The sequence below is a fragment of the Alcaligenes ammonioxydans genome, assembly GCF_019343455.1.
Lineage (GTDB): Bacteria > Pseudomonadota > Gammaproteobacteria > Burkholderiales > Burkholderiaceae_B > Alcaligenes > Alcaligenes ammonioxydans.
In genome coordinates this window covers 1,715,602-1,740,598 of the sequence record NZ_CP049362.1, presented here as the reverse complement: position 1 = coordinate 1,740,598, position 24,997 = coordinate 1,715,602, and the positions used below count along the sequence as shown (strand labels likewise).

Below are 24,997 nucleotides of genomic sequence, written 5' to 3'. Positions count from 1 at the left end.
AGGCCCAGCGGCGCGAAACAGGAATCAACGATTGAATTGCTTCAGAAAGCGCAGATCGCCTTCAAAGAACTGGCGTAAATCGTTAACACCATAGCGCAACATAGTCAGGCGCTCCAGCCCGGAACCAAAAGCGAAACCAATGTAACGCTCGGGGTCCAAACCGAAATTGCGCACCACTTGCGGGTGAACCTGCCCGGAGCCCGAGATTTCCAGCCAACGGCCCTTATTGGGACCGGAGGAGAACATCATGTCAATCTCGGCGGATGGCTCGGTAAAGGGGAAAAAAGAAGGTCGAAAACGCACGACCAGATCGTCGCTTTCAAAAAAAGCGCGCAGAAAATTCGTGTAGACGCCTTTCAGATCCGCAAAGGAAATATCCTCGGCAATCCACAAGCCTTCGACCTGATGGAACATGGGCGAGTGAGTGGCATCACTGTCAACGCGATAAGTGCGCCCAGGGGCAATAACCTTGATCGGGGCCTGGTTCATGCGCGCGTATCGCACCTGCATGGGGCTGGTGTGTGTGCGCAGCAAATAAGGCAGACCCTGCTCGTCGTTCATATCGATATAGAACGTATCCTGCATTGAGCGGGCCGGGTGATTCTCTGGATTGTTCAGAGCGGTAAAATTGGTCCAGTCATTTTCGATTTCAGGGCCGTCCGCCACATCAAAACCGATAGAGCGGAAAATGGCCTCGACTCGCTGCCAGGTCTGGATGACCGGATGAATGCCGCCGGTGCCCCGTCCACGGCCAGGCAGAGTCACATCAATCTGTTCTTGAGCCAGACGTTGGTTCAATTGTTCTGCCGCCAAGGCAGCACGACGATCATTGAGCAAATCCTCAATTTCGCGCTTGAGCACATTAATGCTGGCGCCTGCTGCTTTTTTCTGCTCCGGCTCCATCTGGGCAAGGCCTTTCATCAAGGCGGTGATGGCACCTTGTTTGCCCAAAAAGCGGGCTTTGGCGTTTTCCAGCGAGGCGGCGTCCTGAGACTGCTCAAACAAGGCCCGAGCCTGGGCGATCAGATCGTCGTGGGAGGAAGTCATGGCGTGTTACTTTCCAAAAACAAACGGAGCCCCAAAGGCCCCGTTTGTGAACTATACAGTCAGATACCGCTTAAGCAGCCAGAGCGTTCTTAGCCTGTGCAACAATAGCAGCAAAACCTGCCTTGTCTTTAACAGCCAAGTCAGCCAGAACCTTACGGTCCAAAGCGATGGAGGCTTTGTTCAGGCCGGCGATAAACTGGCTGTAGCTCATGTCCAGTTCGCGGCAAGCTGCGTTGATACGGGTAATCCACAGCGAGCGGAATACACGTTTCTTGTTACGGCGGTCACGGTAGGCATACTGACCTGCCTTCATGACAGCCTGTTTGGCTATACGGAATACATTACCGCGACGACCGCGAAAACCTTTGGCCTGGGCAATGACTTTCTTGTGGCGTGCGCGTGCGTTAACACCGCGTTTTACTCGTGACATGTTCGATTCTCCCTAATCAAGCGAAAGGCATCATTGCTTTTACGGAAGCGACGTCGGCTTTATGAACCTCGACGGCACCGCGCAACTGACGTTTGTTCTTGGTCGTCTTCTTGGTCAGAATGTGACGCTTGAACGCTTGGCCCCGCTTGATGGAACCGCTACCACGAACCACAAAGCGCTTGGAAGCGCTTTTTTTGGTTTTCATTTTAGGCATGAAATTACTCGACTAATTTGTGTCTGCGGGTGGCCGCCAAAGAAACTGGCACGCACTTGTATGACCCAAAACAGGCACTTATTTTTTTCTTTGCCCGCTGCAAGAACAAATCCAAACAGGGGAAAAGCTCTTGATTATAGGATGATTCCTGGAAAATTGTCCAGACAGACCCCGGTTTTTTATAGCCAGGTCGTTGCTGACAGGCCCTCAATAAAACCAGTCCCTGCCACACCCACTGTCTACCCAGCAACACCGTATCACGGCCCGACACGGTGCTCATGTGTCTGTAGAGCTGGCCTGTAAACAAACAGGGTTATTCGTTCTCCCCCTATCCGCCCAGTGCGAACGTCAGCGAACCGCCCCCTTCGGGAATTTTCCACATCGTCCTTGAAGCGGGCGGCACCCGTCCATGTTCAACCGCCATCACGGTCTTCTTGTAGCCCAGCAGGCTTAAGGTAAATCCGGGCGGAACTGTAGCGCCTCCGCAATATGAGAGCGGGTCAGCTGGTCCACGCCCGCCAGATCCGCAATCGTACGCGCCACTCGCAGCACCCTGCCCTGCACTCTTTCCGACCAATGCCAGCGCTTGCGCGCGCTGCTCAGCAAAGCCATGGCATCTGCAGACAGGCCGACATGCGCTTTCAAGCCCGACACCGGCAAGCGGGCATTGCGCACCGCCTGACGCCTCACTTGCCTTTCGATCGCCTCCTGCACGCGTAACCTGACCTGAGCGGATGGCGTCGCTTCATGATCGCTCTGCGCCCCGGACTCGCTCAAGGTGACCAAGAGATCAATCCTGTCCAACATGGGGCCGGACAAACGTTGCCGATATTGTTCTCGTTGAGCGGGCGAGCAACGGCATGCCCGATGCCGACTGGCCGCCCAGCCACATGGACAAGGGTTCATCGCGGCCACTAATTGAAATTGGGCCGGAAAGACCGCCTGCTTCTGTGCACGGGAAATATGTACGCAGCCTTGTTCCAGGGGCTCGCGCAGCGCCTCCAGTGAACGTCGGCTGAACTCGGGCAGCTCATCTAGAAACAGCACGCCCTGGTGCGCCAGAGAAACCTCCCCCGGCCGGGGGCGGCTGCCCCCGCCAATCAGAGCTGGCGTAGACACACTGTGATGCGGGGCACGAAACGGAGGGCGTAGGCTGTAAAAATCCCGCTCCTGAACAAAAGAGTACAAGGCCGCCACTTCGAGTTGGGCATAGCGATCCAGATCGGGCAACAGGCCGGGCAGACGTTGAGCCAACATGGTTTTTCCTACACCCGGCGAGCCGTTCAACAAAAGGCTGTGACCACCCGCCGCTGCTACTTCCAAAGCACGACAGGCCAAAGGCTGTCCACGTACATCAGACAGGCAAAGCGACGGATCGTAAGTGTGCTCCTCTGGCCAGGGCTGAGCCAAAGCTGGCTCAAGCTCTTTATCACCCCGCAGATAAGCGGCTGCCTCGGCCAGGCTCGCCACACCTCGAACCTGCAGTTCCGGCACATGGGCCGCCACCTCCGCGCTGTGTCTTGGCAAAAGCAAACAAGGCGCTGGATGCCGCCGCGCCATTCCCAACGCAATCGTCAGCGCGCCTTGAACGGGAACCACTGCGCCCGTCAAGGACAGCTCACCGGCCATGACATAGCGCTCCAAACCCGTAATCGCCTGCTCACGCTGCCCATCATCACAGCGGCTAAGCTGGCCGCTGGCCAGCAAAATTGCCAACGCCACCGGTAGATCAAAGCGCCCCGAATCTTTGGGCAGATCGGCCGGAGCCAGATTGATTGTCAGTCGGGCAGCGGGAAAATCAAAACCGCTGGCTTGCAAAGCGGCACGTATTCGCTCCCGACTTTCCCGGATACCAGCATCCGGCAAACCAACAATATGAAAAGCGGGCAAGCCCGGAGCGACATGCGCCTCAACCCGCACATCGATTACATCCAGGCCCGACAAGGCACAACTGTTCAACACGGCCAAGGACATAGACCTTTCCCCTATCCTGAGGCAAACAGATAGCTTGCCCAGCCAAGGAAGAAAGTGCCAGATGGCGGCTCTGACTTGATCACTGCGTACTTGTACGCAACGCTGCCCCTACTGCACCCGCACCCCCATGGAACTGACTAGCCCGACCGCCTGTTCCACCGACAGACACGCACCTTGAAAAGAGTGGTTCAAGTCATAAAAGCTAATACTGCCCAACTCCACACTGCGCAAATCTGCCCCCTTAAAGCAGGTCCCACGCAGGCTGGCCCCGCGCAAACTGCCGCCCTCAAAGACGGCATCCTGGAAATCGCAGCCACCGAGGTCCGCATCGGAGAAATCCAGTTGCACCAGATTTTGCTTGCGGAAACTAATCGCGCGCAACGTAGCACCCACTAGCTTGCACTCACGCAGCCTCAGGTCCAAACCACGGGTTTCGTTGAAAACCGCAGCGCTCAACTTGGAGTCCTCGATTTGCAAGGAGGCAATCCGAGTGCCTAGCCACTTGCTCACGTGCAGATCACAAGCCCTAAAACGGGCCGAACTAAGGTCCGCCAAGCTGAAATCTGACTGACTCAGCTTGCAACGCTGCCAGACCGTGTCTTGCAAATGGGCTCGTGTAAAGCAGGTTCTCAAAAAACTGCAACCCGAAAACAGCAAACCTTCCAGCTCCAGCCCCGACAGGTCCTCATCATCAAAAATACAGTTCTCAAAACTCAAAGACGCATGGGCGCCGGCCACCAGATCGGCCAACTCATCTCTTGTGATCTGGACGTTACTGACGAGCATGCTGCCTTCCCCTCAAAAAAAAACAGAGCCCGCCTGACGGCACGGGCCCCTTGACTATCTGCATCATGCAATCTGACCTTGATCAGAGCAAAACTTAACGGCTGCCAGGCAAACCCAATCGGGACAGACGCCAGGCAATGATCAAACCCAAAATTGCAAAGCTGACTGTCGCGACCCACGCCCACTGCCACCCGCCCAACATATGCACGACTGAAGCCACGACAGGCGGCCCTACAAATTGACCCAGTGAAGAGCATTGCTGCACCCAGCCCACCGACGTGGACGTCGTCTCCGGGGAAGGCGCGGCCGTGACGGCCAGAAAAAACAAAGTCGCGGGAATCAAGCCGCCCACAATCGAGAACACCAGGATGGCGACAAACTGAACCACCAAATTTTGTGTCAGTCCAAACGCAAGGACCGCACACGCAATCATGCCCAGGTAGCCTGCTTGCAGCAATCTATGAGGCGGGATACCCGCATGCAAACAGCGCCCTGCCCCCAGATTGCCGATAACATTCCCCGCAGCAATCGAGGCCGTCAGCAAACCGGCGGTACCGACTGCTATCTCTGCCTGGTTATAAATAGTGGGCATAAAACCCACGACTGCCGCCCATTGCGCCGCGTACACCCCAAAGGCCAAAGCCAGCAACCAAACCTGGCCCGAGCTTAAGGTCGTGCGCAACAGACTGGACCAGCGAAGCGCCACGGTGTGCTGCACTGCACGCTTGGCTTGAGTCTGAGAATCGGGGGGCACAAGAAGAAAGGTCAAAACCATAAAGATGGCTGTCAGTATGCCTAGAACCACCCACAAGGTGCGCCAGGAGCCCACTGCCAGCCAGGCAGCGCCCGCCCACAGCATCAAGACCGCGCCGGCAGGCATATAACACCCCCACCAACCCATGACTCGGCTCAAGCGTGCCGCAACCGTAATACGTTTAATCAGGGCCGGGATGGGCAACACCACCATCAGAAAGCCACAGCCTTCGATCATGCGACCGAGCAATACCGGCGTGCTATGGTCGGACAGAGAGCCCAGCAGCGAAGCCAGAGACAAAATACCCAGCCCCGTCACAATGCAGCGGCGCAGACCAATCTTCTCGGAAATCAGACCAATGCACAGCCCGAGCAACATGCCGGCCATTTGCACACTGGCCAGCAAGAAGCCGGACTGCACCAAGTCCATCCCCAATTCCCGCTGCATAAAAGGCAAAGCCGGGGGTACCTTCCACACATGCAATGCGGCGCACACCCCGGTCACGACCAGAAAAACAGCAGTAAAAAAGGGGCTGGCCAATGGTGTGCCCCCAGGCCTGACGGTAGGATTCAAATGCCGTAATCAGCCTTGGCTGTCCGCTTGCTCAGGGACCTCGCCCTTGTCCTGAACTACCGGTGCCTGACGTCCTTCAAGGGCTTGCAAGCGGGTTTCCAAAGCGGCCACACGAGCCAGAGCGCGTTCGAGCATCAACTTGTAGGTATCGAACTCTTCACGAGTCACCAGGTCCATGCGATTGAAAGCCTGTCCCATAAAGGCTTTAACATTGCGCTCAATATCGGCAGCCGGGCTTTTGGCGATCAGCTCCGAGACATTTTTTTGCAGATCTTCCAGCCACTCGCTACGATTAATCATGGTCCTCTCCTGAAATTAGTGACACTAACAGCAGTATAGAAAAAGCGGGTACCGAAGGCACCCGCTTTTTGCATCTGGCCGCAAAAGCGACCGATTAATTCAAACCTTAAGGCTTGGACTGTTCAGAAGGCACAGTAGAAGGCGAGGAATCTACGCCATTGCCCAGCTTGCTCTGAATAGCGCTGTCCGCTTTGGCAGCACCTTCTTTAATGGCATCGCCTGTACGGCTGGCAGCGTCGGCCATGGCATCTTTAGCCTCAACGGCTTTCTCAGCAACTGCATCACCCGCTGCCTTGGCGTCTTCCTTCAGGTTATGGAGATTTTCCTTGGCGTTTTCTTCCTGCTTCTCTGCGTCTTTTTTGACGTCTTCAGCAACTTTATCCGCATCCTTCTTCAGCTCTTCCGTTCTCTGCTCCAAGGTCTTGTCAGCCTCTGGTGCAGGTGGAGTGGTGGCAGGCGCTGTCGATTGTGGAGCAGCAACAGGAGCAGGTGGTGCACTCGTAGCGGCTTTATCGTCCTCTTTGGAACACGCAGCCAGCAGAGTCATCGAAGCAGCAGCGGCCATGACAGCAAAATGAGCACGAGTCAGTTTCATAAGATTTCCTTCCTACTATTCCAAGGTCGCTAGATAGAATGGGCCGAGATCTGTTGCGACTGCCAGCTCGGCCTTGGGTCTGTTACAACTCCCCTAAGAGCCATTCTATCGGTGCTGGGCACACAGACCAATCCATTAGTGTAAATCCTGATTTCAATGAATCTGACGATATCGCGCAAGCGGGATGACAAACCCTTTAACAACAAGCACCTAGCGACTAGCTCGGTTTTGATGCGCTGTTACAAATAGAATCCCTCATAGGATCACAGCCGGGGTTTGTTACATATTTACCAAATTAAATAGACCTATTTTCAACTACTTAGGCAGCTAAGGTGGCCAAATCGATGCGCTCGGCGCGGTTCAAGGCACTGGCAACTTTCACACGCAATGCGTTGGAATGCGATAGACGCACTTCCTTTTTGACATCCAGCAATTGCTGCGGATGCATGGAGAATTCTTTCAGACCCAGCCCGAGCAGCATCCGGGTCACGGAAGCATCGCCGGCCATCTCGCCGCAGATAGCCACTGGCTTGCCGGCGCGGTCAGCGGCGTTGATCGTATGCGCAATCAAACGCAAAACAGCGGGGTGCATGGGGTCGTACAAATTGGCCACTTCAGCATCGCCCCGATCGACGGCCAACACATACTGAATCAGGTCGTTGGTACCGATCGACAGGAAATCGAGCTCCTGCACGAAAGGTTCGATGGCAATGGCAATGGCGGGCACTTCGACCATGGCCCCCAGCAAATAATTACGTGCAAACGGCGTGCCGGATTTCTCCAGTTCGCGGGCAGCCGCTTCAATGGCCTGCCGGCTGGCGTACACCTCGTTCATGGACGAGATCATGGGAATCAGGATACGAATCTGCCCATGCTGGCTGGCACGTAACAAGGCCCGCAACTGCGTGGCAAACATTTCTGGTCGATCCAGGCAGTAGCGAATGGCGCGCAAGCCCAAGGCAGGATTGGTCGCCACCGTCGCGTCCCCATCCAAGGTCTTGTCGGCACCAATATCCAGTGTGCGGATCGTGACAACTTTGCCCTGCATGGCGTTGACCACGCGGGAATACGCCTCATACTGCTCCTGCTCAGAAGGCAAATCCGTGCGCCCCATGAACAAAAACTCACTACGGAACAAACCAATGCCATCGGCGCCCGCTTTCAAGGCAAGCTCGGCCTCCTCGGGAAGTTCGATATTGGCTTCGAGCCGTACATTAATACCATCCAGAGTCATCGCAGGGGCGTCTAGCAGCGCCTGGAGCTCGGCACGTTCACGGAGATAGGCTTCCTGCCGCTCCCGGTATTCGCTCAGAACCTGCTCGGAGGGATTCACTATGACGGCGCCTGAAAAGCCGTCCACAATCAGATAGTCCCCATCGCGGATCAAACTACGAAAACTGCCCAGACCCACAACGGCCGGAACGCCCAGACTACGAGCCACAATGGCTGTGTGAGAGGTCGGCCCGCCAAGATCAGTCAGGAAGGCGGCAAAATGGCCTCCCCGCAAACGCAACATATCCGCAGGCGAAATATCACGCGCCACGACAATCAGCGGCTCTTCGTGAGCGGCGGCAAAGCCGGGCAGCATGGCGGGTTTGCCAGCCAGGACACGCAGCACCCGTTCAATCACCTGACGCACATCGGCACCACGCTCACGCAGATATTCATCTTCCATCTGCGAAAACTGTTCGACCAGCATCTGGCCCTGCGAGGTCAAGGCCCATTCGGCGTTGTAGTGACGCTCGGCAATGATGGCACAGGTTTGCTGCGTCAACATGGGGTCGTCCAGCAAGAGGCTGTGCACCGTCAAAATAGGCGCCAGCTCACGCGGCGCATCCACCGGCAACTGGTCCACCATGGTGCGCAGTTCATCACGCGTACCGGCCATGGCGCTCAGCAAACGCTGACATTCGGAATCCACGTCCTCGGCGGCAATCCGGTAATGAGGAACTTCCAAGGCAGCTGCGCTCATCACCACCGCCTTGGCAATGGCGTACCCCTTGCCGACTGCTTGACCTTGAGCGGTAAACATCGCGGACAAATCAGACGCGGGGGTTCGAGCAGCAGCACTATTCATGACCGGTGTGGTTCCTTATTCGTTTTCACCAAACTTGGCGTCAAACAACGCCTGGATATCATTCAGGGCCTGATCGGCGTCATCGCCCTGGGCATCAACCACCACCGTGACGCCCATTCCGGCGGCCAGCATCATGACACCCATAATACTTTTTGCATTCACACGCTGAGAGCCACGTGCGATAAAAATCTCACTGCTGTAACGGCCGGCCAATTGCGTAAGCTTGGCCGCTGCCCGTGCATGAAGACCTAATTTATTACTGATCGTGATGGATACGCTGGGCATAGAGGCAACTGGAAAAATGAAAGTGAAAATTCAAAATCAGCAATGGCAGTCGGCGTGAACAATGCCACGCAATGCGCCTGCCATGACATCCTGAGCGAATTGCTCCGGATTGTCGCGTCGCTCGGTCAAAGCTTTCAATACCATGCACATATTGGTGCCGGTCAATAAATAGGCGCCCTGTCCCTGATCCTGTAAAGCCTGCTGGACCCGGCGCGCCACATTAAACGGAGTGGCGCCATACAGATCACACAGAATCAAGGTCGCCACGGCATCTGGCGCCTGCGTGTGTAATTGCCCCAGCAAGCGCTCTACCGCCGTGTCCGTGCATTCGTCCGCCTGAATATCAAAGACAAACAGATCGGGCTTCTCGCCCAGAACGTGCTCGGCGCAACTGGCAAACGCACTGGCCAGGGGCTCATGCATAATCAAGGCTAGGCGGATCACGCGCGTCCCGTCGCTTTCTCGACAGCCTGGACAAAGCGCTGTGCCACATCAAAGCCTGTCTGCTCGGTAATTTCGACAAAACAGGTTGGGCTGGTCACATTGATTTCCGTGACGTAGTCACCAATCACATCCAGGCCGATCAGCAGCAAACCACGGGCCGCCAGCACCGGTCCCAAGGTGCGGGCAATATGCCAGTCATGCTCGGACAAGGGCTGAGCAACCCCGCGACCACCGGCCGCCAGATTGCCACGCGTTTCGCCAGCCAGAGGGATACGGGCCAGGGCGTAAGGCACAGGCTCGCCGTCAATAATGAGGATGCGCTTATCCCCCTTGACGATCTCCGGAATGTAGCGCTGCGCCATAATGGTTTGCGTACCATTGGCAGTCAGCGTCTCCAGGATGGCACCCAGATTGGGTTCGGGATCCTGCAAACGGAAAATACCCATGCCGCCCATACCGTCCAGCGGTTTGACGATCACATCTTGATGCTCTTGGTGAAAGGCGCGCAAGCGACCCATATCACGGGTGACCAGGGTAGGCGGTGTGAACTGTGGAAATTCGGTAATGGCGAGTTTTTCAGGGTGATTGCGAATGGCTGCCCCTGAATTGAAGACCTTGGCCCCTTGCTCCTGCGCAAAACTGAGCAGGTGCGTGGAATAGGCGTACTCCATATCGAAAGGCGGGTCCTTGCGCATGATCACTGCGTCAAAGGCATTGAGCTCCTGCTCGATGGCCTGTTCGGGATGACTCCACCACGCAGGTGCACGCAAATCGGCATCCGCAGCAATGCTGACAGCCTGGCTGCGCGTACGAACCCGGCTTTGGGCGATATACAGATCAGACTGCAAGGTCACGCTGACGCGATGACCACGCGCCAGGAATGCACGCATCATGGCAACGGAGGAATCCTTGTAAGCCGACAGGCTGGGCAAGGGATCAATGATGAATAGAACGTGCATGTCACACCTAGAGAAAAACGCCTTTGCAAACCAGCTGCAAAGGCGATTGTGCCCGACTCGCTACTTGGGAGCGAATCGGGCAACGCATAATGCTCCTGGGCAGGCCCAGGCAGTATCGCGCAAAACGATCAGGACGCTTTCTTGCGAGGCGCGAGAACCATGACCATTTGACGGCCTTCCAGCTTGGGCATCGCTTCAACCTGACAGATTTCGCTAACTTCGTCGCGAATCCGCTCCAGCACGCGCATCCCCAATTCCTGGTGAGCCATCTCACGACCACGGAAACGCAAAGTCACCTTAACCTTGTCGCCATCGTCAATAAAACGTTTCACGTTGCGCAGCTTGACCTGGTAGTCGCCTTCATCCGTTCCGGGACGGAATTTGACTTCCTTGATCTGAATGATTTTTTGCTTGGCCTTGGCTTCCTGTTGGCGTTTTTGCTCCTGATAGCGGAACTTGCCGTAATCCATCAAGCGGCACACCGGTGGCACAGCCGCAGGGGCGATTTCCACCAGATCCACATCGTGCTGTTCTGCCATAGCCAAGGCGTCAGGTACCTTGACGATACCTAGCTGCTCACCCTCGACTCCAATGAGTCGCACCTCTGGAATACGAATTTCACCATTGATGCGATGTTTTTTCTCGGTTGCGATGTCGAAAACTCCTAAAAATGTCGATAAAAACGATAGCGTTCCTGTTTTATTGACGGCTATCGATCTCTTGTTTCAATCGTGCTGAAAAATCGGCTACCGGCATGACGCCCAAGTCCACGCCACCGCGTGCACGTACGGCAACGGCACCGTTCTCACGCTCTTTTTCACCCACGACCAGAATATAGGGCACTTTTTGCATACTGTGCTCACGGATTTTACGAGTGATTTTTTCACCGCGCAAATCAGAGGAGGCACGAAATCCCATTTTCTTCAGATTTTGGGCGACGGACTGGGCATAATCAGCCGAGCTTTCTGAAATGCAGCATACCACCACGTGCTCTGGCGCCAGCCAGGCAGGCAAGGCGCCGGCATGGTTTTCAATCAACATGCCAATAAAGCGCTCAAACGACCCCAAAATAGCACGGTGCAACATAACAGGCACGCGTCGCTGGTCCTGAGCATCCACATACTCGGCCCCGAGACGGGCCGGCATGGAGAAGTCCACCTGAATGGTACCGCACTGCCAGTGACGGCCAATCGCGTCTTTCAGGGTGTACTCGATCTTCGGACCGTAAAACGCCCCCTCGCCTTCCGAAATCTCGAACTCGCAACCGGTACGACGCAAGCTCTCGATCAGGGCTTGCTCAGCCTTGTCCCAGACGGCATCATCACCAATGCGCTTTTCAGGGCGAGTAGCGACCTTGTACAAAATCTCGGTAAAGCCAAAGTCCGCATACACCGCTTGCAACTGGGCTGTAAACGCCGCGCATTCGTCCTGCAACTGGTCTTCCGTACAGAAAATGTGGCCGTCGTCTTGTGTAAATCCGCGCACCCGCATCATGCCGTGCAAGGCGCCCGACGGTTCATTACGGTGGCACTGACCGAACTCGCCATAACGAATAGGCAGCTCACGGTAGGAATGCAGACCTGAATTGAAAATCTGCACGTGGCCGGGGCAGTTCATGGGCTTTAGGCCATAAACGCGATTCTCCGACTCGGTCGTGAACATATTTTCAGCATAGTTATCCCAGTGACCTGTTTTCTTCCACAGCGACAGATCCAGAATCTGCGGCGCTTTCACTTCCTGATAACCATTGTCCTGATACACGCGACGAATGTATTGCTCGACCTGTTGCCAGATGACCCAGCCTTTGGGGTGCCAGAAAATCAGACCGGGGGCTTCTTCCTGGAAGTGGAACAGGTCCAGTTCGCGCCCCAGTTTGCGGTGGTCGCGGCGCTCGGCCTCCTCCAGCATGGTCAGATAGGCTTGCTGGTCTTCCTTGCTCGCCCAGGCCGTACCGTAAATGCGCTGCAGCATTTCATTGTTGCTGTCACCGCGCCAGTAAGCCCCTGCGACTTTCATCAGCTTGAAGACTTTCAGCTTGCCCGTCGATGGGACGTGCGGCCCACGGCACAAGTCGATGAACTCGCCCTCGCGATACAGACTGATGGGCTCGTTGGACGGGATGGAGGCAATGATTTCTGCCTTGTAGTCCTCACCAATGCTTTTGAAGAACTCGACCGCATCGTCACGCAGCCACTCCTCACGGGTGACCACTTCGTCCTTCTTGGCCAGTTCAGCCATTTTCTTTTCAATGGCTTCCAGGTCCTCGGGCGTGAAAGCACGCTTGTAGGAAAAGTCGTAGTAAAAGCCATTGTCGATCACCGGGCCAATGGTGACCTGCGCGTCTGGAAACAAGCTCTTGACCGCGTAAGCCAACAAGTGAGCGGTGGAGTGACGAATCACCTCCAGGCCGTCTGCGTCCTTGGCGGTAATGATGGCCAGATTGCTGTCCTGGTCAATCACATACGAGGTATCCACCAGCCGCGACTCGGTGCCTGGCGTGCTGACACGACCCGCCAGGGCCGCGCGGCCCAGGCCAGTACCAATCGAGTTCGCCACTTCGCTGACGGAAACCGGGCCCTCAAACTCTCGCTGGGAGCCATCGGGCAGTGTGATTCGGACCATAACACTTCCTGAAATAAAAAACGCGGCCTTGAAAAAGCCGCGCTTTTGAATTGAACGTTCTTGAAAAGCAAACGAAACGCTACGCGGCCACGGCTAGACTTGCCGACGGGTAGTTCGCGTTGAGTTCATAAGATTCTGCTTCCCAAATAACACATTTGATTGGATAAGTTTATCACCTTCCCCGCCGTCGCGATGCGGTATCGCTACAAAAACCACATTCGAAAAAGAATTCAATCCATACGGGGATACCAGCTACGGTAAAACGCCCACTCCTCCGACTCCGACCCATCTTTCATCAAACAGGTTCCATAAGCGCCACTCTCGCTTTCATGAACAATGGTTTGCCCACCCATGCGCTGACAAAAAGAGGATGCCAGATTCGTCTGGGCAACAGGCTTGGCCACGGTTTGGGGAGAGTTGGCACATGCCGACAGCATCAAAGACCCTGCACAGGCAGAAACTAAGCGGAAAAACATGATTTCCTTCTCCTTGATCTGAAGGTTGCCGATGTCTGAGATGTCCTCCGAGATGGGGACTGTCCAGGCAATCGCTACGACGCGCAGGATCGAAAATCGGAGTGCGCCAGTCGCGAAACAGATCGTGGAAATAGCTTACTACACTTGTCCAGCACGAAAAGCGGGCACAGCCAAGCGTGCAGCAAAAGCAACACCTTCAGTCAAAAAAGGCGCTGAAATCATGCCTGAAAAGAGACAGGTTATGACAAGACGCAACAGCGTCAGGCCTGGCTTACGAACGATGCAGCCAGAAAGACAGGAGAATGAAACCTAAAATACCGCAGCCGGCCAGCATTAATACCATAGGTACATAATCGATCAGATTCGAGGCATTAATCATGGCGTACATCCCAAAGTCCAACTTACAACAAGCTTAGGACTATGGTAGCGGGCCAGGCTCCGAACATGAAGTCAACGATTGTCAAGTTCCAGCACAGGAACGACACAACGACTTGTATTAAGCAACATCAATTTACTTCTGCGGCATAAACGGCGTATACCTGCTTAAAGGACGCCAACAGGCTTTCAAACCAGAGGGATATCAGGGCCCCCATCCAGTCAGCAGAGAGTAGACAGCATAGGCTAGCGGCACCGCCAAAGGCGTGACCATCAACAAACCCGTATCCCGCTTCCAGCTGTTCGGGCGGGTATAACGCAGTGTCACACCCAACAATAGCGTTACCAGCAGATACAGGCTAACAATAATGACGATGGCTGCCATATCCCCTCCCCGCGATCAAATGAACTGTTATCCCATTTAGGGCACAGGACTTTCATTGTCATCCTCTCCCAGCAGAGGAGGAAACGCATTGGCGGCCCATTGTTCCAAGCGCATTGCCGCGGCCTGACTGGCCACTGTCAGGGCGCGAGTCGGCCCTACGCCACGTTTCCATGCCAAGGCAAAGCTGGACAGAAACGCATCGCCCGCTCCGACGGTAGAACACACTGTCACCTTGCAAGCAGGCTGTACGTAATGCTGCCCCTGGAACAGCAAGACAGCTCCCTGTGCCCCCAAGGTAATCAACAAGGCTTGTTGCGCATGATGTTGCAGGCGGCTGGCCAGCGCACAGGCGTGCTGAACCGACAGGTCCAGTTGAATATCGGCGCCTTGAACACCGGCCAGCATTTGAGCCTCCACGGCATTCAGGCCCAACACATCGGCCTGCGCATAAACCTGCCTGAACCCCTGACCCTGATGCTGTAAGCAGGCCACACTGGGGTTGACTACCAAACAACTTGAATTGGCACTTTTTCCAGACAAAGCCTGTGCCAGGCTTTCCATCGGTTGCAGCGCCAAGGGGGCTACATAAACCAGATCGGCCAGCAGATCTTGCGCCTGCACACGCAAACAGGCATTCGCCCCACGACGGGCCAATACTGACGCACTACCAGACGGCTCGACCAGAACGATCGCTTTACCGGTTGGCTGATCGGGACAGAACTGGATACTGCCGACTGCCACCCCTAATTGTTCAAGATGCTCATGCAAACGAGCACCCAGGCCGTCCCGGCCCAACGCTCCCACGAGTCTGACCGTCTCGCCTTGGCCCATAAAACTCGCTGTCGCATTGAGTGCGCCTCCGCCAGGATACAGATCAATTGATCCCACCTCCTGCTTGTCACCACGCGCCAGCTCGGCCGGCATACCTGAAACCACAATATCAAGGGTAATACTGCCAATTGCTACAAGCTGCACCGTATACCTCGGCCATGAATAAGAAAGCGCCAATCTGCCTGGAGCAGTATACCCAGCCGCGGCCTCTCTTGGTCCAGGATAGAAAATCAGATCTGCGCTTTCAGTCCGCTGCTGGCGCCACCCCAACCGGCCATGCCCAGAGCCATAAAACCAGCTTGCTTTCATGGCGTAGACTGACGCATAAAAATCTAGCCCAAGATAAAAAGTCGTGCTAAATTACTGTTCATCCATACAGCAAAAAAGAAGCATCATGTCCTATACCATCACTTTGCACGACGCTCCTTCCGATATCACTGAACGCGGCCGCCGCGAGGCTGAGGAGCGATTTCGCCGCAGCTTAGAAAAAGTCATGCAAGGCCCAGAGGCCGTGGTCCAGGCCTACCGTGCCTGGCAACTGGCGGAAGAAACCGCAGAGACCGAATTGTCTGGAGAAGATATTGCCTTGGCCAAGAAATGGATCGCTGCCGCCACGCGCGCCATGAGCGATGGTTTTCGTGATTTGGGTGAATCAGAAGCGTATTTTGAAGTTCGTATTGAGCGCTGATCCACGTCCATTTACGACACCCGGGCAATTCAAGCGATAAAGCACCGCTGGAACGCGGCGCATCACTACAAACAGGCTTGCCCCCAAGTCAGGCCACACATTTGATATCAAAAACATAAAAGCCAGCAATTTGCTGGCTTTTTAATGTCAAACATTACGATTGCGGCGATGGATGGTCACGGCGCATCAATTCCCATTCTTCAATCACGCTGCCATCTGGCAAGGTACACATACCCACTTGCCCTGCCGCCGTCTGCACTATATCGAGGCGCCCTCCTTTTTCCACACAATAGGCCGAAGCGGGATTGGCCATACTGAGGGCAGGCGGGTTGGCTGGCTGATTTGCACAGGCGGACAAGACGCTGACAAGTCCCAGGATTCCCCATTTTTTCATCATGTTCTCCGGATAAGTTCTGCCGTGCAGTGTACTGCGCAACGTCTAATGGTCGGGCGCAAAGGTTGAACCTGACACGGGGTGGACAATGCTGTCCCAATGCTGGCAGTACACCGAACGATGCTCTCCGTCAGACACCCGGTGACAATCCATACCAACCTGAGCCTTGCCATTCACAAAAGGAAAGGCAAAATCATAGCGGGCGGGGACCCAGATCCTTAGGGCCTCGTCGTGAAAGCCCATCTTCCCGTCATGCACAAAACGCGCCAAACTTTCTTCAAAATAATCCGGGCCATTATCGTAAATAAAGGGTCGCAACAGCGCTTCACCGCGATGATTCACATAAACCCAGCCGTGCTCATCTTGAATCAGGCGCTGACTGTATGCAGACGTACCAAACGTGAAGATCAAAAGCAGAAACAAGGCTTGAATCCAGAATAGCCCTTCTGCCCGCAGGCCTGCCTGCACGCGACGGACGATAGTACAAATCGCCCCCGCCATGCACAGCGGCATTTCAGTCCTGGCGCTTGTATGCTTCAAACGAGATGATTCCGTCGGTGTCCTGCGGCGTTTTTCCATACTGGTAGCCACCTGATACGCTTATCTCGGTAAAGCCGACCTGCTCCAGCGCCATCCGCATCTCCTGTACCCCCCACCAGCGCAGCGAAAACTGCTCCAGCTGGGTTTCCAGCAAAACACCATGTTCCCAGAGCTCATAGCGATGCATTTCCCGCGTAAGCTGCGCGCAATAATCTTTTTCCAAGGGGGTCGCATTGAGGGTAATCAAGCCGTGTGGCGGGGCCGACCAAGTCCGCAAACCGGGCTGCACATTGACAATAGCAGCCACCGGGTCCAGATCCAGCAATAAACGTCCACCCACCTTCAAACTGGCATGAAAACGGCGCAAGGCCAGCAAACCCTGCTCAAAGGAGTCCAGCAGTTGAAAAGAGCCGGCCGGCACCACAATCGCCTCCACAGGACGATCGACGCGGTAATCCGTAAACCCCGCCAACTCCAGTCGCGCCGTCAAGGAGCGAAGCTCCAGCTCTCGCTGGCAGTAATCCAGCATTTCCTGAGAGATATCAAAGCCACTGACATCGAGCCCGGCCTGTAACAAGGGGATGAGCATGCGCCCCGTACCGACTGCCGGCTCCAGAACAGGTCCGCTTACACCGCGCAAGCGCTCCAGATAATACTCAACATCTCCAAAAGAACGTCCTACCGGCTTGTCCAGGTGATACACCAAGGAAGCCAACTTTCCATAGCGATTATTCATCATGGTTCTACATGTACCTATTTATGCTGCTCAACAGCCTGAACACGCATTTCAGCGCCTTCCACCGCCAAGACCACTACGACAGCGCCCTGCTCCAGACTCTGGCTCGCGGTAGCACTGTAATAACTATCGTTAAGCCGAATACGACCTCGGCCATTCACAAAACCTTCGCTCACCTGCGCACGCGCCCCGACATAGGCACTCAAGCCAGTGTTGAGCATGTCGGGTTGATTCGCCCGGCTGCGCCGTTGCCACCGTACGCCCACGACCACCCAGCCAATCATCGCAAGCGCCAAAATCACCCATTGCAACCACACGGGAGCATGGGGCCAGGCGGCTGAAAACAAGCCCACGGTCAGAGCCCCCAACCCCAGCCAAAGCAGATAGACGCCGGAGATGACAACCTCGGCGGCAATCAGGACAAGGCCTGATAACAACCATATCCAAAAGGAATCGAAAATAAACGCCACGATCACCTCCTTCCGCCCTGCGCTTAACCCTGGCCCGAGTGACCAGCGGTGGACTTTAACAGCTCTGCGACGCCGGCGACGGCACCGGTGATGCCGCTGGCCTCCAACGGCATCAATACCAGCTTGCTATTGGGGCCATTGCCTACGTCCCGCAACGCTTCCACATACTTCAGGCCCACAAAGTACTGCAAAGCCTGTACGTCCCCACTTTTGATTGCCTCCGATACCTCGCGGGTGGCACGCGCTTCCGCCTCGGCCTCACGCTCACGCGCCTCGGCCCGTAGAATTGCCGACTGCTTTTCACCCTCGGCACGCAGCACAGCAGCCTGCTTTTCCCCTTCAGCCTGCAGGACCTCGGCTTCTTTCTGCCCGCTGGCCTTGGTCACTACCGCGCGGCGATGACGTTCCGCCGTCATTTGCAAATTCATGGCTTCCTGCAATTCCGGCGCCATGTTCAAGTCACGGATCTCAACACGCGTCACTTTCACGCCCCAAGGTGTCGTCGCTGCATCCACCGCTGCCAGCAGGCGATCGTTGATCACTTCGCGATTGGACAGCATGTGATCCAGTTCCATCGAACCCAGAACCGAACGCAGGTTGGTGGTGGTCAGATTCACAATCGCCATTTCCAGGTGATCAATTTCATAGGCTGCCTGAGCCGCATTGTCGATGCGATAAAACACCACACCATCGGCGGTAACGGCCACGTTATCGCGAGAAATCACGTTTTGCGACGGCACATCCAGCACGGATTCCATCATTTTGAGTTTTCTGCCGACACGGTCCATAAACGGAACCAATAAAGACAGGCCCGGCGTCAGCGTACGGGTATAGCGACCAAAGCGTTCCACCGTCCATTGCTGCCCCTGAGGCACTACTTTGACTCCGGCCATCACCACGACCACCGCCAAAAACGCCAACATCACTACAAAGGTAAAGGAGCCACTCATGTCGTCACCCTCTCCAAGAACAAAGCTGAAAAAGCAATTCTAGCCCAGCCTCAATGACAGCTCAGCGAAAGAACGTCATTGCGCGGCCCTTTCCGTTGACAGCATCCAGCCACGTTATCAAACCCGACAAACAGGCCAGCACGCGTAAAACAGGTGGACGCCACTGAGCGGCATTAATTCAAAATGTCGTACAAGCGGAAAATCCACAGCCCTTTATAAAGCAGCGTCCACACAACTAAAGCGGCCTGGTAACGTTGGCTGGGCACGACCATCGCGATCAACCCCATGACAATAAATACCGTTTGCTGCAAGGGATACTCCAGTCCCAGACTGAGAAAATAGGCTTCTCCCTTGATGGCGGTGTCGATCAAATCCATGATCTGGATGAGTACAAAAATACCGTAGAACGAACGCCGCCGAGTCTGGAAGTAATCCTCAAAGCCCCGATACTCCTGCAGGCTGGAAGGAAAGAGCAAGGAGGCCATGATGGCAAACACGCAGGTATACAGAATCAGGAAAAAATACAGCGGAAAGGACCAGACTTGCACTTTGACCAGGCTGAACTCATACCACCAAAAATGGATAATCGTCAGAAACAGGTACAGCACCCACCCCATATGAATGGGGTAGATGCGTTTGGCTTTGGGATGCTGAATGAACTCGGAGACGCCCACAATCAGACGGGAAATGCTGATCCCCAGCACCATACCGATAATGATGCGAACGTGAACAAAATGCTCGGGGTGGATCAACTCTGGCGGCATGGCTTGTCCTTGCAAAGTGACAAATCCTGGCCCACATTAACAGAGTCGTTTCGGGGCTCCAAGCGCGTACTTTCCCGCTATGAGCTCTGACATTTACGCGATTGTCCTGCGTCCCCTCATCGAACACTGACGGCTCTGTTGACGAAGGGACGGAAGGCGCTCGATCCGCAAGACAGTCCCAGCCTGCTAGAGATCAGCCTTAGAGCTGCGGCTGCCCGGCTTGCCCGACAAAACATCCAGACCATCTACCCTGGTGATGATTTCATAAGGCGTGGCGCTGCGATTGGTATAAACCAAGACGCAACGCTCGCCTGCTTTACCCGCCAGCTGATAGTTTTTCTGCCCCAGGCTGCTGAAAATCGTCAAAAGCGTGTCGTGCCCTTGTTAAGCGCGAGTATTCCTCGCCTCCCTGCACTTGTGACATCAGCAAATTTCTAAATTGAAATCGTCCGTATCAGGCAAAATTCGTAAGGCAGCAAATCAAATCTTTCGAACAGGCCTAGCATGAACCTCATTCCTCTTTAAGGAGCCACACATGGATATTCAGAACTTACCTTTTTGCACCGTCAACTGGTCCGACATTAACCCTACAGAGCACAAAGGCGAAACCGGCATGGCCCTGTGGCGTACCCAGCAGTTTGGCCCCATTCGTGTACGCATGGTGGAATACAGCCCCGGTTACCTGGCCGATCACTGGTGTGTCAAAGGCCATATGCTGCTGTGTCTGGAGGGCGAATTGGACACCGAGCTGCAAGACGGGCGCCGCTTCACGTTAAGGGCGGGGCAGTCCTACCATGTGGCTGATAATGCCGAGCCACATCGTTCCTCCACCCAGACAGGCGCCAAACTCTACATTGTGGATTAAGGCCTGTTACTCGCGACGGTGGAGGACTGCGAGATGACCGCCAGTGTGCCGATCGTATTGGCCGCTGTTCTGCCGGACATCTTGATGCAGGGCATCAGCGACATGGGGGTACGCTGATCGTAGGCCCGTTCTAGCCCCACTTCAATCCCGGTAAAAAAGTTTTTGTCACCACGAGTCTGATGACAGATATCAGGGAAACCGCAACGGGTATTGGCAGCCTGCCTTGGGCGCTGGTTTACCAACGCGCCCATCGCGAACGTAGGCTAGACCGGGGCCGATGTTTGCCTTCCTCGCCGACCTGACCGCCAGGCTGAATTGATGACTGCCTTGTGGGAACATGCGGGCGAGCAACCCAAGGCTGGGACGGCCTGACTTAAGCCAACGCCCATTGCCCCAGCAACACGATGCCTCGCAGAACCAGTGCCGCCGCAAATATCCAGATGTGTCCGAACACGAATCCAAACGTTGCCCAGCCCGCGGCTCCACTCACTTGTCTGGCTGAAAACTCCATTCTTATGGCGATGACCAACAAGACCACTTCCAGACCAATCGCGGCCGGTACGACCCAATCCCAGGGAAAGGACAGCAAGTAAACAAACCCCACAAAAGCCGCTCCCAGGCCGGTCATCCAGGAAGCGACACTAAGCAGATCGCTCATATAGGCCCGATTTGAATTATTCATTACACCCTTTGCCCACATCCACGCTTAACAAACCAGGGCCAAACGCCTTGGTCCATTCCCTCAGGCGCTATCTTACAAGTTAATGGCCGCACAGAGATGCCTGAGCTGTTTAATCCCTTTGCTACGGGCCAAGGTGACAGGCACCGGTTCGTCGATGACCGAGGGGATGAGCTGAGGCCGCTGTTTCCACTCAGACACTGCAACGGTGATTACTGATAAATACAGAGACCCAACCATTGCTTGAAATAAAACGCATTAAAGCGCGATCCATAGAAGCCCAGAAAGCAACTCGAAAATAGCCACAGCAGATAAAGTGATTTTTATGCAAAATAACAGCATGCATAAAAAAAGCCGCCCAAAGGCGGCCTGGCGGGCAAAAGACTCCGTTTTTAATGAGTGTTTATAGTGAATCGTGTTTATTTGGAAAATCACCGGGCCAGTTCATCGGTATATCGTTCATCGTCACCTCCTGCTGCTTGGTTAATAGTGAAAGCGTAGAACGAGTTTTCATCCTATCAAAAAGAAACCAAATCGCAAGCGTCTTTCATACTACCTAGTGTTTTCCCTGCATCAATGCACATCCAGGAAAAAACAGGGGCCGCGCGTTGCCCTGTCAGTCTGTTTGTTTGTTTGCATATTTTCTCTGCAAACCAAAAACAGTCAAAAAAACAGGAGCGTAGGGATAAGGATGTAAAAAGGAAAAAAAAGCGCTCGTGCGAGCGCTTTCTTGGCCAAGCTCAATGCAGATGTTATGAACGTCTGGCCATGGCAAGGATCAAACCAAAGCCAATCATCATGCTGCCACTGATACGATTCACCCAACGCAGCCCCTGCGCATGCTGCAGCACCCCGGACAGCCGCGTACCCACATACGCGTAGGCGGCGATCGCAATCACCTCCAGCAACAAGAAAATCACGCCCTGAATCATAAAACTGGTCCAGTAATTATTCATGTCCACAAACTGTGGAAAAAAGGCCGTAAAGATCAGGATTGCCTTAGGGTTGCCAATCGCCACCAAAAACTCCTGACGTGCCAGCCCCCGGATATCCGTTTTGCCCAGCTCTAGCTGCTCTGTGGATGCCCTGCCATTGGCACGCAAAATCTTGATGCCCAGCCAGATGAGGTAGGCCGCGCCGGCAAACTTGACGACGGTAAACGCCGTTTCAGAGACCATCAGCAAGCTTCCCATCCCCAGCGCTGCCACCACAATCATGATCGCGAAAGCAAGCAGGCGTCCCATAGCCGCGACCAAGGCCGTAGACACCCCCTGCTTGGCGCCCACGGTCATGGACAAGAGATTATTGGGCCCAAAAGCCATGTTCAAGGCAAAGCAGGCGGGCAGAAACAGCAAGACACTACTGGCATTCATGATGGTACGGACTCCATAGACAATGCCAGCACTTCATTCGGAAGTGCTGGCATTGGTGGACTGACAAAGACGGGTTCAAACCTGATACCGGCGCCCCCTTGAAAGAGGACCTGTTAGCACAAGTAAGTATAACGAAGCTCCCCCAATCCAACAGGCTGCCAGCCGATAGCGACCAGGAAGGCCGTTTTAGGAACGGCCTGGCAAACCCTCAGAACTAACCTGCTACGGCATTCATGGCTAGCCGCGAACTACTGCGCAACGAGGCCAAAAACACGAGAAAGGCCAGCATGGCAAGAACGCCCGGTACCGCAAAAGCCATAAAATTCATTTGCAAGGGCAAGTTGGCTGCCATCAGAGTCCCCCCCAGAAAAGGTCCTGCAATCGCACCCAGACGCCCCACTCCCGACGCCCAGCCCAGACCCGTGGAACGCATGGACAGCGGGTAGAATTGCGCCGCATTCGCATACAGCAGAATTTGCGTGCCTATCGTCGTCGCCCCGGCGATCACGATCAGCAAATACAGGAGCAAAGTCGGGCTTTTGAAACCCAGCAGCGTAATAGAGACCGCTGACACCAGAAAGAACCATGCCACCACCTTGGGCAAGCTGAACCGATCTCCCAGCCAGCCACCCAAAATGGCACCGAACATCCCCCCCAGATTCAGCGCCACCAAGAAAGACAGGCTGGAGCCCAGGCTGTAACCGGCATTGGCCATCAGTTTAGGCAACCAGGAACCCAGTGCATAAACCATCAGCAAACAGCAGAAAAACGCTAGCCAGATCATCAAGGTGCCCAGCAAACGCCCATCTTTGAGCAGATCCAGCATGGGCACGCCCGCTTTTTTCGGCTCATTCAAGGTCAACACTGTCTGCTTTGACACCTCCATTTCCGGCGCCAGTTTCTGCACAATCGCCCGTGCCTTGTCTTCTTGCCCCTGGCGCATCAGAAACGCCAGCGACTCGGGCAGTTTCCAGACAATCAAAGGCAGCAGCAACAACGGTATGGCCGCACAGAAAAACATGGACTGCCAGCCAAAGCGCGGCAGCATATAGATGCCGATCGCCGCCGACAAAAGGCCACCCAATGAATAGCCACTGAACATGATCGCCACCAAGGTGCTGCGCGACCGCTTGGGCGAATACTCATTCATCAAGGCCACGGCATTGGGCATCAAGCCCCCGCAGCCCAAGCCAGCCAGAAAGCGATACACACCAAACTCGGTCGGTGAGGATGCAAAACCATTGAAAAATGTGGCCAGACTGAACAAGGTAAAGCAAAGGGTGACCCCCTTTTTGCGGCCAATCCGATCAGCCAGGGGCCCGAACACAAACGCGCCGAACATCATGCCAAACAAGGCGTAGCTGCCCAAGGCACCAGCCTGTACCGGAGTCAGATTCCACTCGTCCATCAGCACCGGCAAGACCACGCCATAAATGAACAGGTCATAGCCATCAAACACCAGCAGCAACGCACACAGGCTCATCACCAGCCAGTGATAAGATCCAAAACGAGCCTGCTCAATGACTTCATTCACTTCTATTATTTTCATGATTTGTCTCCCCCAATATGGAGTTTCTGTCTTGATGCCATTCGCTCTACAAGCCGCACGCATCGCTTGATCAGCCCTGGTCGCCACCTCCTACTGGCAAGACAGTGCCGGTAATGTACGAAGCCTCGTCCGAGGCCAAAAACAAAATGCTGGCAGCCTGCTCATCCAGGCTGCCGTAACGCTTCATCAAACTGCTCGCTACGGTCTGATCCACAATCTGCTGATACCAGATCGCTTCTTGAGGATCTTCGTGATTCTGGGTATTGCGGGGAATGCGCCGTGGCGGTGCCTCGGTCCCACCGGGCGAGACGGCATTGACCCGAATGCCGCGCTGGGCATTCTCAAAAGCCAATGAGGCGGTCAAGGCATTGACCCCGCCTTTGGCTGCGGCATAAGGCACGCGGTTGATGCTGCGGGTGGCAATCGAGGACACATTCACAATGGCCCCGCTACCCTGCGCTTGCATGCTGGGTAAAACGGCATGACAGGACCACAGCGTTGGAAACAGGGAGCGACGGATCTCGGCTTCAATCTGCCCGGGTGTGTAATACTCATAAGGACGCGTCCAGATCGTTCCTCCGACGTTATTGATCAAAATATCAATACGCCCCCACTTATCCAGCGCCGCCCGGGCCGCGGCCTGAGCACCTTCAACGCTTTCCAGATCCGCTTCCAGCGTCAAGACCGACTCGCAGGCCAGTTCCCGCACCAGCTCCGAACGATCGACTGCCAGCACCCAGGCCCCTTCGGCCTGCAGGCGCTCGGCAACGCGACGGCCAATACCTTGGGCCGCACCCGTCACAATGGCCACTTTTTGATAAAAACGCGCAGGCGCAGTCATGATTTTTCCTTGTAAGGGTCA

Annotated in this window: 31 protein-coding genes; 2 read left to right on the top strand and 29 right to left on the bottom strand. The window is 55.1% G+C overall.

Annotated features, from left to right (window positions below; translation table 11 throughout):
* Positions 1–24 precede the first annotated feature (24 nt).
* The 17 genes from pheS to FE795_RS07855 all read right to left on the bottom strand — a co-directional run bounded on the left by pheS (position 25) and on the right by FE795_RS07855 (position 15,271).
* Complete coding sequence (gene pheS / locus FE795_RS07935) at positions 25–1,047, bottom strand: phenylalanine--tRNA ligase subunit alpha (protein ID WP_003800363.1); 1,023 nt, start codon at positions 1,045–1,047, stop codon at positions 25–27.
* A gap of 70 nt (positions 1,048–1,117) precedes the next feature.
* On the bottom strand, positions 1,118–1,477 hold the full coding sequence (gene rplT, locus FE795_RS07930; RefSeq protein ID WP_003800365.1) for a 50S ribosomal protein L20: 360 nt from the start codon (positions 1,475–1,477) through the stop codon (positions 1,118–1,120).
* Between the two features lie 16 nt (positions 1,478–1,493).
* Entirely contained in the window at positions 1,494–1,691 is a 198-nt protein-coding gene (gene rpmI, locus FE795_RS07925; protein ID WP_003800367.1) for a 50S ribosomal protein L35, read from the bottom strand.
* Between the two features lie 450 nt (positions 1,692–2,141).
* Positions 2,142–3,665: a YifB family Mg chelatase-like AAA ATPase gene (locus FE795_RS07920; RefSeq protein ID WP_059317677.1), complete on the bottom strand. Its 1,524-nt coding sequence runs from the start codon at positions 3,663–3,665 to the stop codon at positions 2,142–2,144.
* Positions 3,666–3,773: 108 nt separating this feature from the next.
* Positions 3,774–4,451, bottom strand: a complete 678-nt coding sequence (locus FE795_RS07915; protein ID WP_003800370.1) for a pentapeptide repeat-containing protein — start codon at positions 4,449–4,451, stop codon at positions 3,774–3,776.
* Between the two features lie 94 nt (positions 4,452–4,545).
* Positions 4,546–5,745, bottom strand: a complete 1,200-nt coding sequence (locus tag FE795_RS07910) for an MFS transporter (protein WP_059317678.1) — start codon at positions 5,743–5,745, stop codon at positions 4,546–4,548.
* A gap of 42 nt (positions 5,746–5,787) precedes the next feature.
* A complete protein-coding gene (locus FE795_RS07905) occupies positions 5,788–6,078 on the bottom strand; it encodes an accessory factor UbiK family protein (RefSeq protein WP_003800374.1) in 291 nt (96 codons plus the stop codon).
* Between the two features lie 106 nt (positions 6,079–6,184).
* Positions 6,185–6,673, bottom strand: coding sequence for a hypothetical protein (locus FE795_RS07900; RefSeq protein ID WP_003800375.1), 489 nt, complete (start codon positions 6,671–6,673; stop codon positions 6,185–6,187).
* 319 nt (positions 6,674–6,992) lie between these two features.
* Complete coding sequence (ptsP, locus tag FE795_RS07895; protein ID WP_207307445.1) at positions 6,993–8,705, bottom strand: phosphoenolpyruvate--protein phosphotransferase; 1,713 nt, start codon at positions 8,703–8,705, stop codon at positions 6,993–6,995.
* 60 nt (positions 8,706–8,765) lie between these two features.
* On the bottom strand, positions 8,766–9,035 hold the full coding sequence (locus FE795_RS07890; RefSeq protein WP_003800381.1) for an HPr family phosphocarrier protein: 270 nt from the start codon (positions 9,033–9,035) through the stop codon (positions 8,766–8,768).
* 36 nt (positions 9,036–9,071) lie between these two features.
* Positions 9,072–9,479, bottom strand: a complete 408-nt coding sequence (locus FE795_RS07885; protein WP_003800383.1) for a PTS sugar transporter subunit IIA — start codon at positions 9,477–9,479, stop codon at positions 9,072–9,074.
* Positions 9,476–10,438, bottom strand: coding sequence for a glutathione synthase (gene gshB, locus FE795_RS07880; protein ID WP_059317679.1), 963 nt, complete (start codon positions 10,436–10,438; stop codon positions 9,476–9,478). The genes FE795_RS07885 and gshB overlap by 4 nt, the downstream gene beginning before the upstream one ends.
* Positions 10,439–10,566: 128 nt before the next feature.
* Positions 10,567–11,091, bottom strand: coding sequence for a translation initiation factor IF-3 (infC, locus tag FE795_RS07875; protein WP_080584954.1), 525 nt, complete (start codon positions 11,089–11,091; stop codon positions 10,567–10,569).
* Between the two features lie 46 nt (positions 11,092–11,137).
* Positions 11,138–13,060, bottom strand: a complete 1,923-nt coding sequence (gene thrS / locus FE795_RS07870; RefSeq protein WP_059317680.1) for a threonine--tRNA ligase — start codon at positions 13,058–13,060, stop codon at positions 11,138–11,140.
* Between the two features lie 230 nt (positions 13,061–13,290).
* Entirely contained in the window at positions 13,291–13,536 is a 246-nt protein-coding gene (locus FE795_RS07865; RefSeq protein WP_003800390.1) for a putative hemolysin, read from the bottom strand.
* Positions 13,537–14,116: 580 nt separating this feature from the next.
* A complete protein-coding gene (locus FE795_RS07860; protein ID WP_039943019.1) occupies positions 14,117–14,296 on the bottom strand; it encodes a hypothetical protein in 180 nt (59 codons plus the stop codon).
* 36 nt (positions 14,297–14,332) lie between these two features.
* Positions 14,333–15,271, bottom strand: coding sequence for a carbohydrate kinase family protein (locus FE795_RS07855; RefSeq protein WP_157784334.1), 939 nt, complete (start codon positions 15,269–15,271; stop codon positions 14,333–14,335).
* Between the two features lie 250 nt (positions 15,272–15,521).
* On the opposite strand from FE795_RS07855, the gene FE795_RS07850 reads away from it, so the two are divergent.
* On the top strand, positions 15,522–15,815 hold the full coding sequence (locus FE795_RS07850) for a hypothetical protein (RefSeq protein ID WP_003800394.1): 294 nt from the start codon (positions 15,522–15,524) through the stop codon (positions 15,813–15,815).
* A 154-nt stretch (positions 15,816–15,969) separates the two neighbouring features.
* Here the strand turns inward: FE795_RS07850 and FE795_RS07845 are convergent, their stop codons facing one another.
* From FE795_RS07845 to FE795_RS07815, 7 genes are all read right to left on the bottom strand, one after another.
* Positions 15,970–16,212 (bottom strand): putative hemolysin, encoded by a 243-nt coding sequence (locus tag FE795_RS07845; RefSeq protein ID WP_329956486.1) that lies wholly within the window; start codon positions 16,210–16,212, stop codon positions 15,970–15,972.
* Positions 16,213–16,254: 42 nt separating this feature from the next.
* The gene (locus FE795_RS07840; RefSeq protein ID WP_230406295.1) at positions 16,255–16,788 is read right to left on the bottom strand and encodes a WG repeat-containing protein; all 534 of its coding nucleotides are present in this window, start codon (positions 16,786–16,788) and stop codon (positions 16,255–16,257) included.
* A complete protein-coding gene (locus FE795_RS07835; RefSeq protein ID WP_100214776.1) occupies positions 16,724–17,488 on the bottom strand; it encodes a class I SAM-dependent methyltransferase in 765 nt (254 codons plus the stop codon). Before FE795_RS07835 ends, FE795_RS07840 begins: the two co-directional genes overlap by 65 nt.
* 14 nt (positions 17,489–17,502) lie before the next feature.
* A complete protein-coding gene (locus tag FE795_RS07830) occupies positions 17,503–17,922 on the bottom strand; it encodes an NfeD family protein (protein ID WP_230406294.1) in 420 nt (139 codons plus the stop codon).
* 56 nt (positions 17,923–17,978) lie between these two features.
* Positions 17,979–18,905 carry an SPFH domain-containing protein gene (locus FE795_RS07825; RefSeq protein WP_003800403.1) on the bottom strand — a complete coding sequence of 309 codons (927 nt, stop codon included), beginning with the start codon at positions 18,903–18,905 and terminating at the stop codon, positions 17,979–17,981.
* Between the two features lie 173 nt (positions 18,906–19,078).
* The gene (locus tag FE795_RS07820; RefSeq protein WP_230406293.1) at positions 19,079–19,669 is read right to left on the bottom strand and encodes a hypothetical protein; all 591 of its coding nucleotides are present in this window, start codon (positions 19,667–19,669) and stop codon (positions 19,079–19,081) included.
* A 186-nt stretch (positions 19,670–19,855) separates the two neighbouring features.
* Entirely contained in the window at positions 19,856–20,035 is a 180-nt protein-coding gene (locus tag FE795_RS07815) for a hypothetical protein (protein ID WP_219235981.1), read from the bottom strand.
* Positions 20,036–20,204: 169 nt separating this feature from the next.
* Between FE795_RS07815 and FE795_RS07810 the strand changes: the two genes are divergently transcribed.
* Positions 20,205–20,534 (top strand): DHCW motif cupin fold protein, encoded by a 330-nt coding sequence (locus FE795_RS07810; RefSeq protein ID WP_003800408.1) that lies wholly within the window; start codon positions 20,205–20,207, stop codon positions 20,532–20,534.
* Here FE795_RS07810 and FE795_RS07805 read toward each other — a convergent pair.
* From FE795_RS07805 to FE795_RS07785, 5 genes are all read right to left on the bottom strand, one after another.
* Positions 20,531–20,785, bottom strand: coding sequence for a hypothetical protein (locus FE795_RS07805; protein ID WP_219235979.1), 255 nt, complete (start codon positions 20,783–20,785; stop codon positions 20,531–20,533). The two genes, FE795_RS07810 and FE795_RS07805, sit on opposite strands and share 4 nt — an antisense overlap.
* Before the next feature lie 122 nt (positions 20,786–20,907).
* Positions 20,908–21,216 (bottom strand): hypothetical protein, encoded by a 309-nt coding sequence (locus tag FE795_RS07800; protein WP_131071681.1) that lies wholly within the window; start codon positions 21,214–21,216, stop codon positions 20,908–20,910.
* Positions 21,217–21,965: 749 nt separating this feature from the next.
* Positions 21,966–22,586 carry a LysE family translocator gene (locus FE795_RS07795; protein WP_059317687.1) on the bottom strand — a complete coding sequence of 207 codons (621 nt, stop codon included), beginning with the start codon at positions 22,584–22,586 and terminating at the stop codon, positions 21,966–21,968.
* A 214-nt stretch (positions 22,587–22,800) separates the two neighbouring features.
* Positions 22,801–24,135 (bottom strand): MFS transporter, encoded by a 1,335-nt coding sequence (locus FE795_RS07790; protein ID WP_131071679.1) that lies wholly within the window; start codon positions 24,133–24,135, stop codon positions 22,801–22,803.
* A gap of 70 nt (positions 24,136–24,205) precedes the next feature.
* On the bottom strand, positions 24,206–24,976 hold the full coding sequence (locus FE795_RS07785) for a 1,6-dihydroxycyclohexa-2,4-diene-1-carboxylate dehydrogenase (RefSeq protein ID WP_219235977.1): 771 nt from the start codon (positions 24,974–24,976) through the stop codon (positions 24,206–24,208).
* Positions 24,977–24,997: the final 21 nt, after the last annotated feature.

Excerpts from the sequence above, each read along its gene's own strand:
- pheS (WP_003800363.1), bottom strand. The coding sequence starts at position 1,047 with ATGACTTCCTCCCACGACGATCTGATCGCCCAGGCTCGGGCCTTGTTT.
- rplT (WP_003800365.1), bottom strand. The coding sequence starts at position 1,477 with ATGTCACGAGTAAAACGCGGTGTTAACGCACGCGCACGCCACAAGAAA.
- rpmI (WP_003800367.1), bottom strand. The coding sequence starts at position 1,691 with ATGCCTAAAATGAAAACCAAAAAAAGCGCTTCCAAGCGCTTTGTGGTT.
- FE795_RS07920 (WP_059317677.1), bottom strand. The coding sequence starts at position 3,665 with ATGTCCTTGGCCGTGTTGAACAGTTGTGCCTTGTCGGGCCTGGATGTA.
- FE795_RS07915 (WP_003800370.1), bottom strand. The coding sequence starts at position 4,451 with ATGCTCGTCAGTAACGTCCAGATCACAAGAGATGAGTTGGCCGATCTG.
- FE795_RS07905 (WP_003800374.1), bottom strand. The coding sequence starts at position 6,078 with ATGATTAATCGTAGCGAGTGGCTGGAAGATCTGCAAAAAAATGTCTCG.
- FE795_RS07900 (WP_003800375.1), bottom strand. The coding sequence starts at position 6,673 with ATGAAACTGACTCGTGCTCATTTTGCTGTCATGGCCGCTGCTGCTTCG.
- ptsP (WP_207307445.1), bottom strand. The coding sequence starts at position 8,705 with ATGTTTACCGCTCAAGGTCAAGCAGTCGGCAAGGGGTACGCCATTGCC.
- FE795_RS07890 (WP_003800381.1), bottom strand. The coding sequence starts at position 9,035 with ATGCCCAGCGTATCCATCACGATCAGTAATAAATTAGGTCTTCATGCA.
- gshB (WP_059317679.1), bottom strand. The coding sequence starts at position 10,438 with ATGCACGTTCTATTCATCATTGATCCCTTGCCCAGCCTGTCGGCTTAC.
- thrS (WP_059317680.1), bottom strand. The coding sequence starts at position 13,060 with ATGGTCCGAATCACACTGCCCGATGGCTCCCAGCGAGAGTTTGAGGGC.
- FE795_RS07865 (WP_003800390.1), bottom strand. The coding sequence starts at position 13,536 with ATGTTTTTCCGCTTAGTTTCTGCCTGTGCAGGGTCTTTGATGCTGTCG.
- FE795_RS07860 (WP_039943019.1), bottom strand. The coding sequence starts at position 14,296 with ATGGCAGCCATCGTCATTATTGTTAGCCTGTATCTGCTGGTAACGCTA.
- FE795_RS07850 (WP_003800394.1), top strand. The coding sequence starts at position 15,522 with ATGTCCTATACCATCACTTTGCACGACGCTCCTTCCGATATCACTGAA.
- FE795_RS07845 (WP_329956486.1), bottom strand. The coding sequence starts at position 16,212 with ATGATGAAAAAATGGGGAATCCTGGGACTTGTCAGCGTCTTGTCCGCC.
- FE795_RS07840 (WP_230406295.1), bottom strand. The coding sequence starts at position 16,788 with ATGGAAAAACGCCGCAGGACACCGACGGAATCATCTCGTTTGAAGCAT.
- FE795_RS07835 (WP_100214776.1), bottom strand. The coding sequence starts at position 17,488 with ATGATGAATAATCGCTATGGAAAGTTGGCTTCCTTGGTGTATCACCTG.
- FE795_RS07825 (WP_003800403.1), bottom strand. The coding sequence starts at position 18,905 with ATGAGTGGCTCCTTTACCTTTGTAGTGATGTTGGCGTTTTTGGCGGTG.
- FE795_RS07820 (WP_230406293.1), bottom strand. The coding sequence starts at position 19,669 with ATGCCGCCAGAGTTGATCCACCCCGAGCATTTTGTTCACGTTCGCATC.
- FE795_RS07810 (WP_003800408.1), top strand. The coding sequence starts at position 20,205 with ATGGATATTCAGAACTTACCTTTTTGCACCGTCAACTGGTCCGACATT.
- FE795_RS07805 (WP_219235979.1), bottom strand. The coding sequence starts at position 20,785 with ATGGGCGCGTTGGTAAACCAGCGCCCAAGGCAGGCTGCCAATACCCGT.
- FE795_RS07800 (WP_131071681.1), bottom strand. The coding sequence starts at position 21,216 with ATGAATAATTCAAATCGGGCCTATATGAGCGATCTGCTTAGTGTCGCT.
- FE795_RS07795 (WP_059317687.1), bottom strand. The coding sequence starts at position 22,586 with ATGAATGCCAGTAGTGTCTTGCTGTTTCTGCCCGCCTGCTTTGCCTTG.
- FE795_RS07790 (WP_131071679.1), bottom strand. The coding sequence starts at position 24,135 with ATGAAAATAATAGAAGTGAATGAAGTCATTGAGCAGGCTCGTTTTGGA.
- FE795_RS07785 (WP_219235977.1), bottom strand. The coding sequence starts at position 24,976 with ATGACTGCGCCTGCGCGTTTTTATCAAAAAGTGGCCATTGTGACGGGT.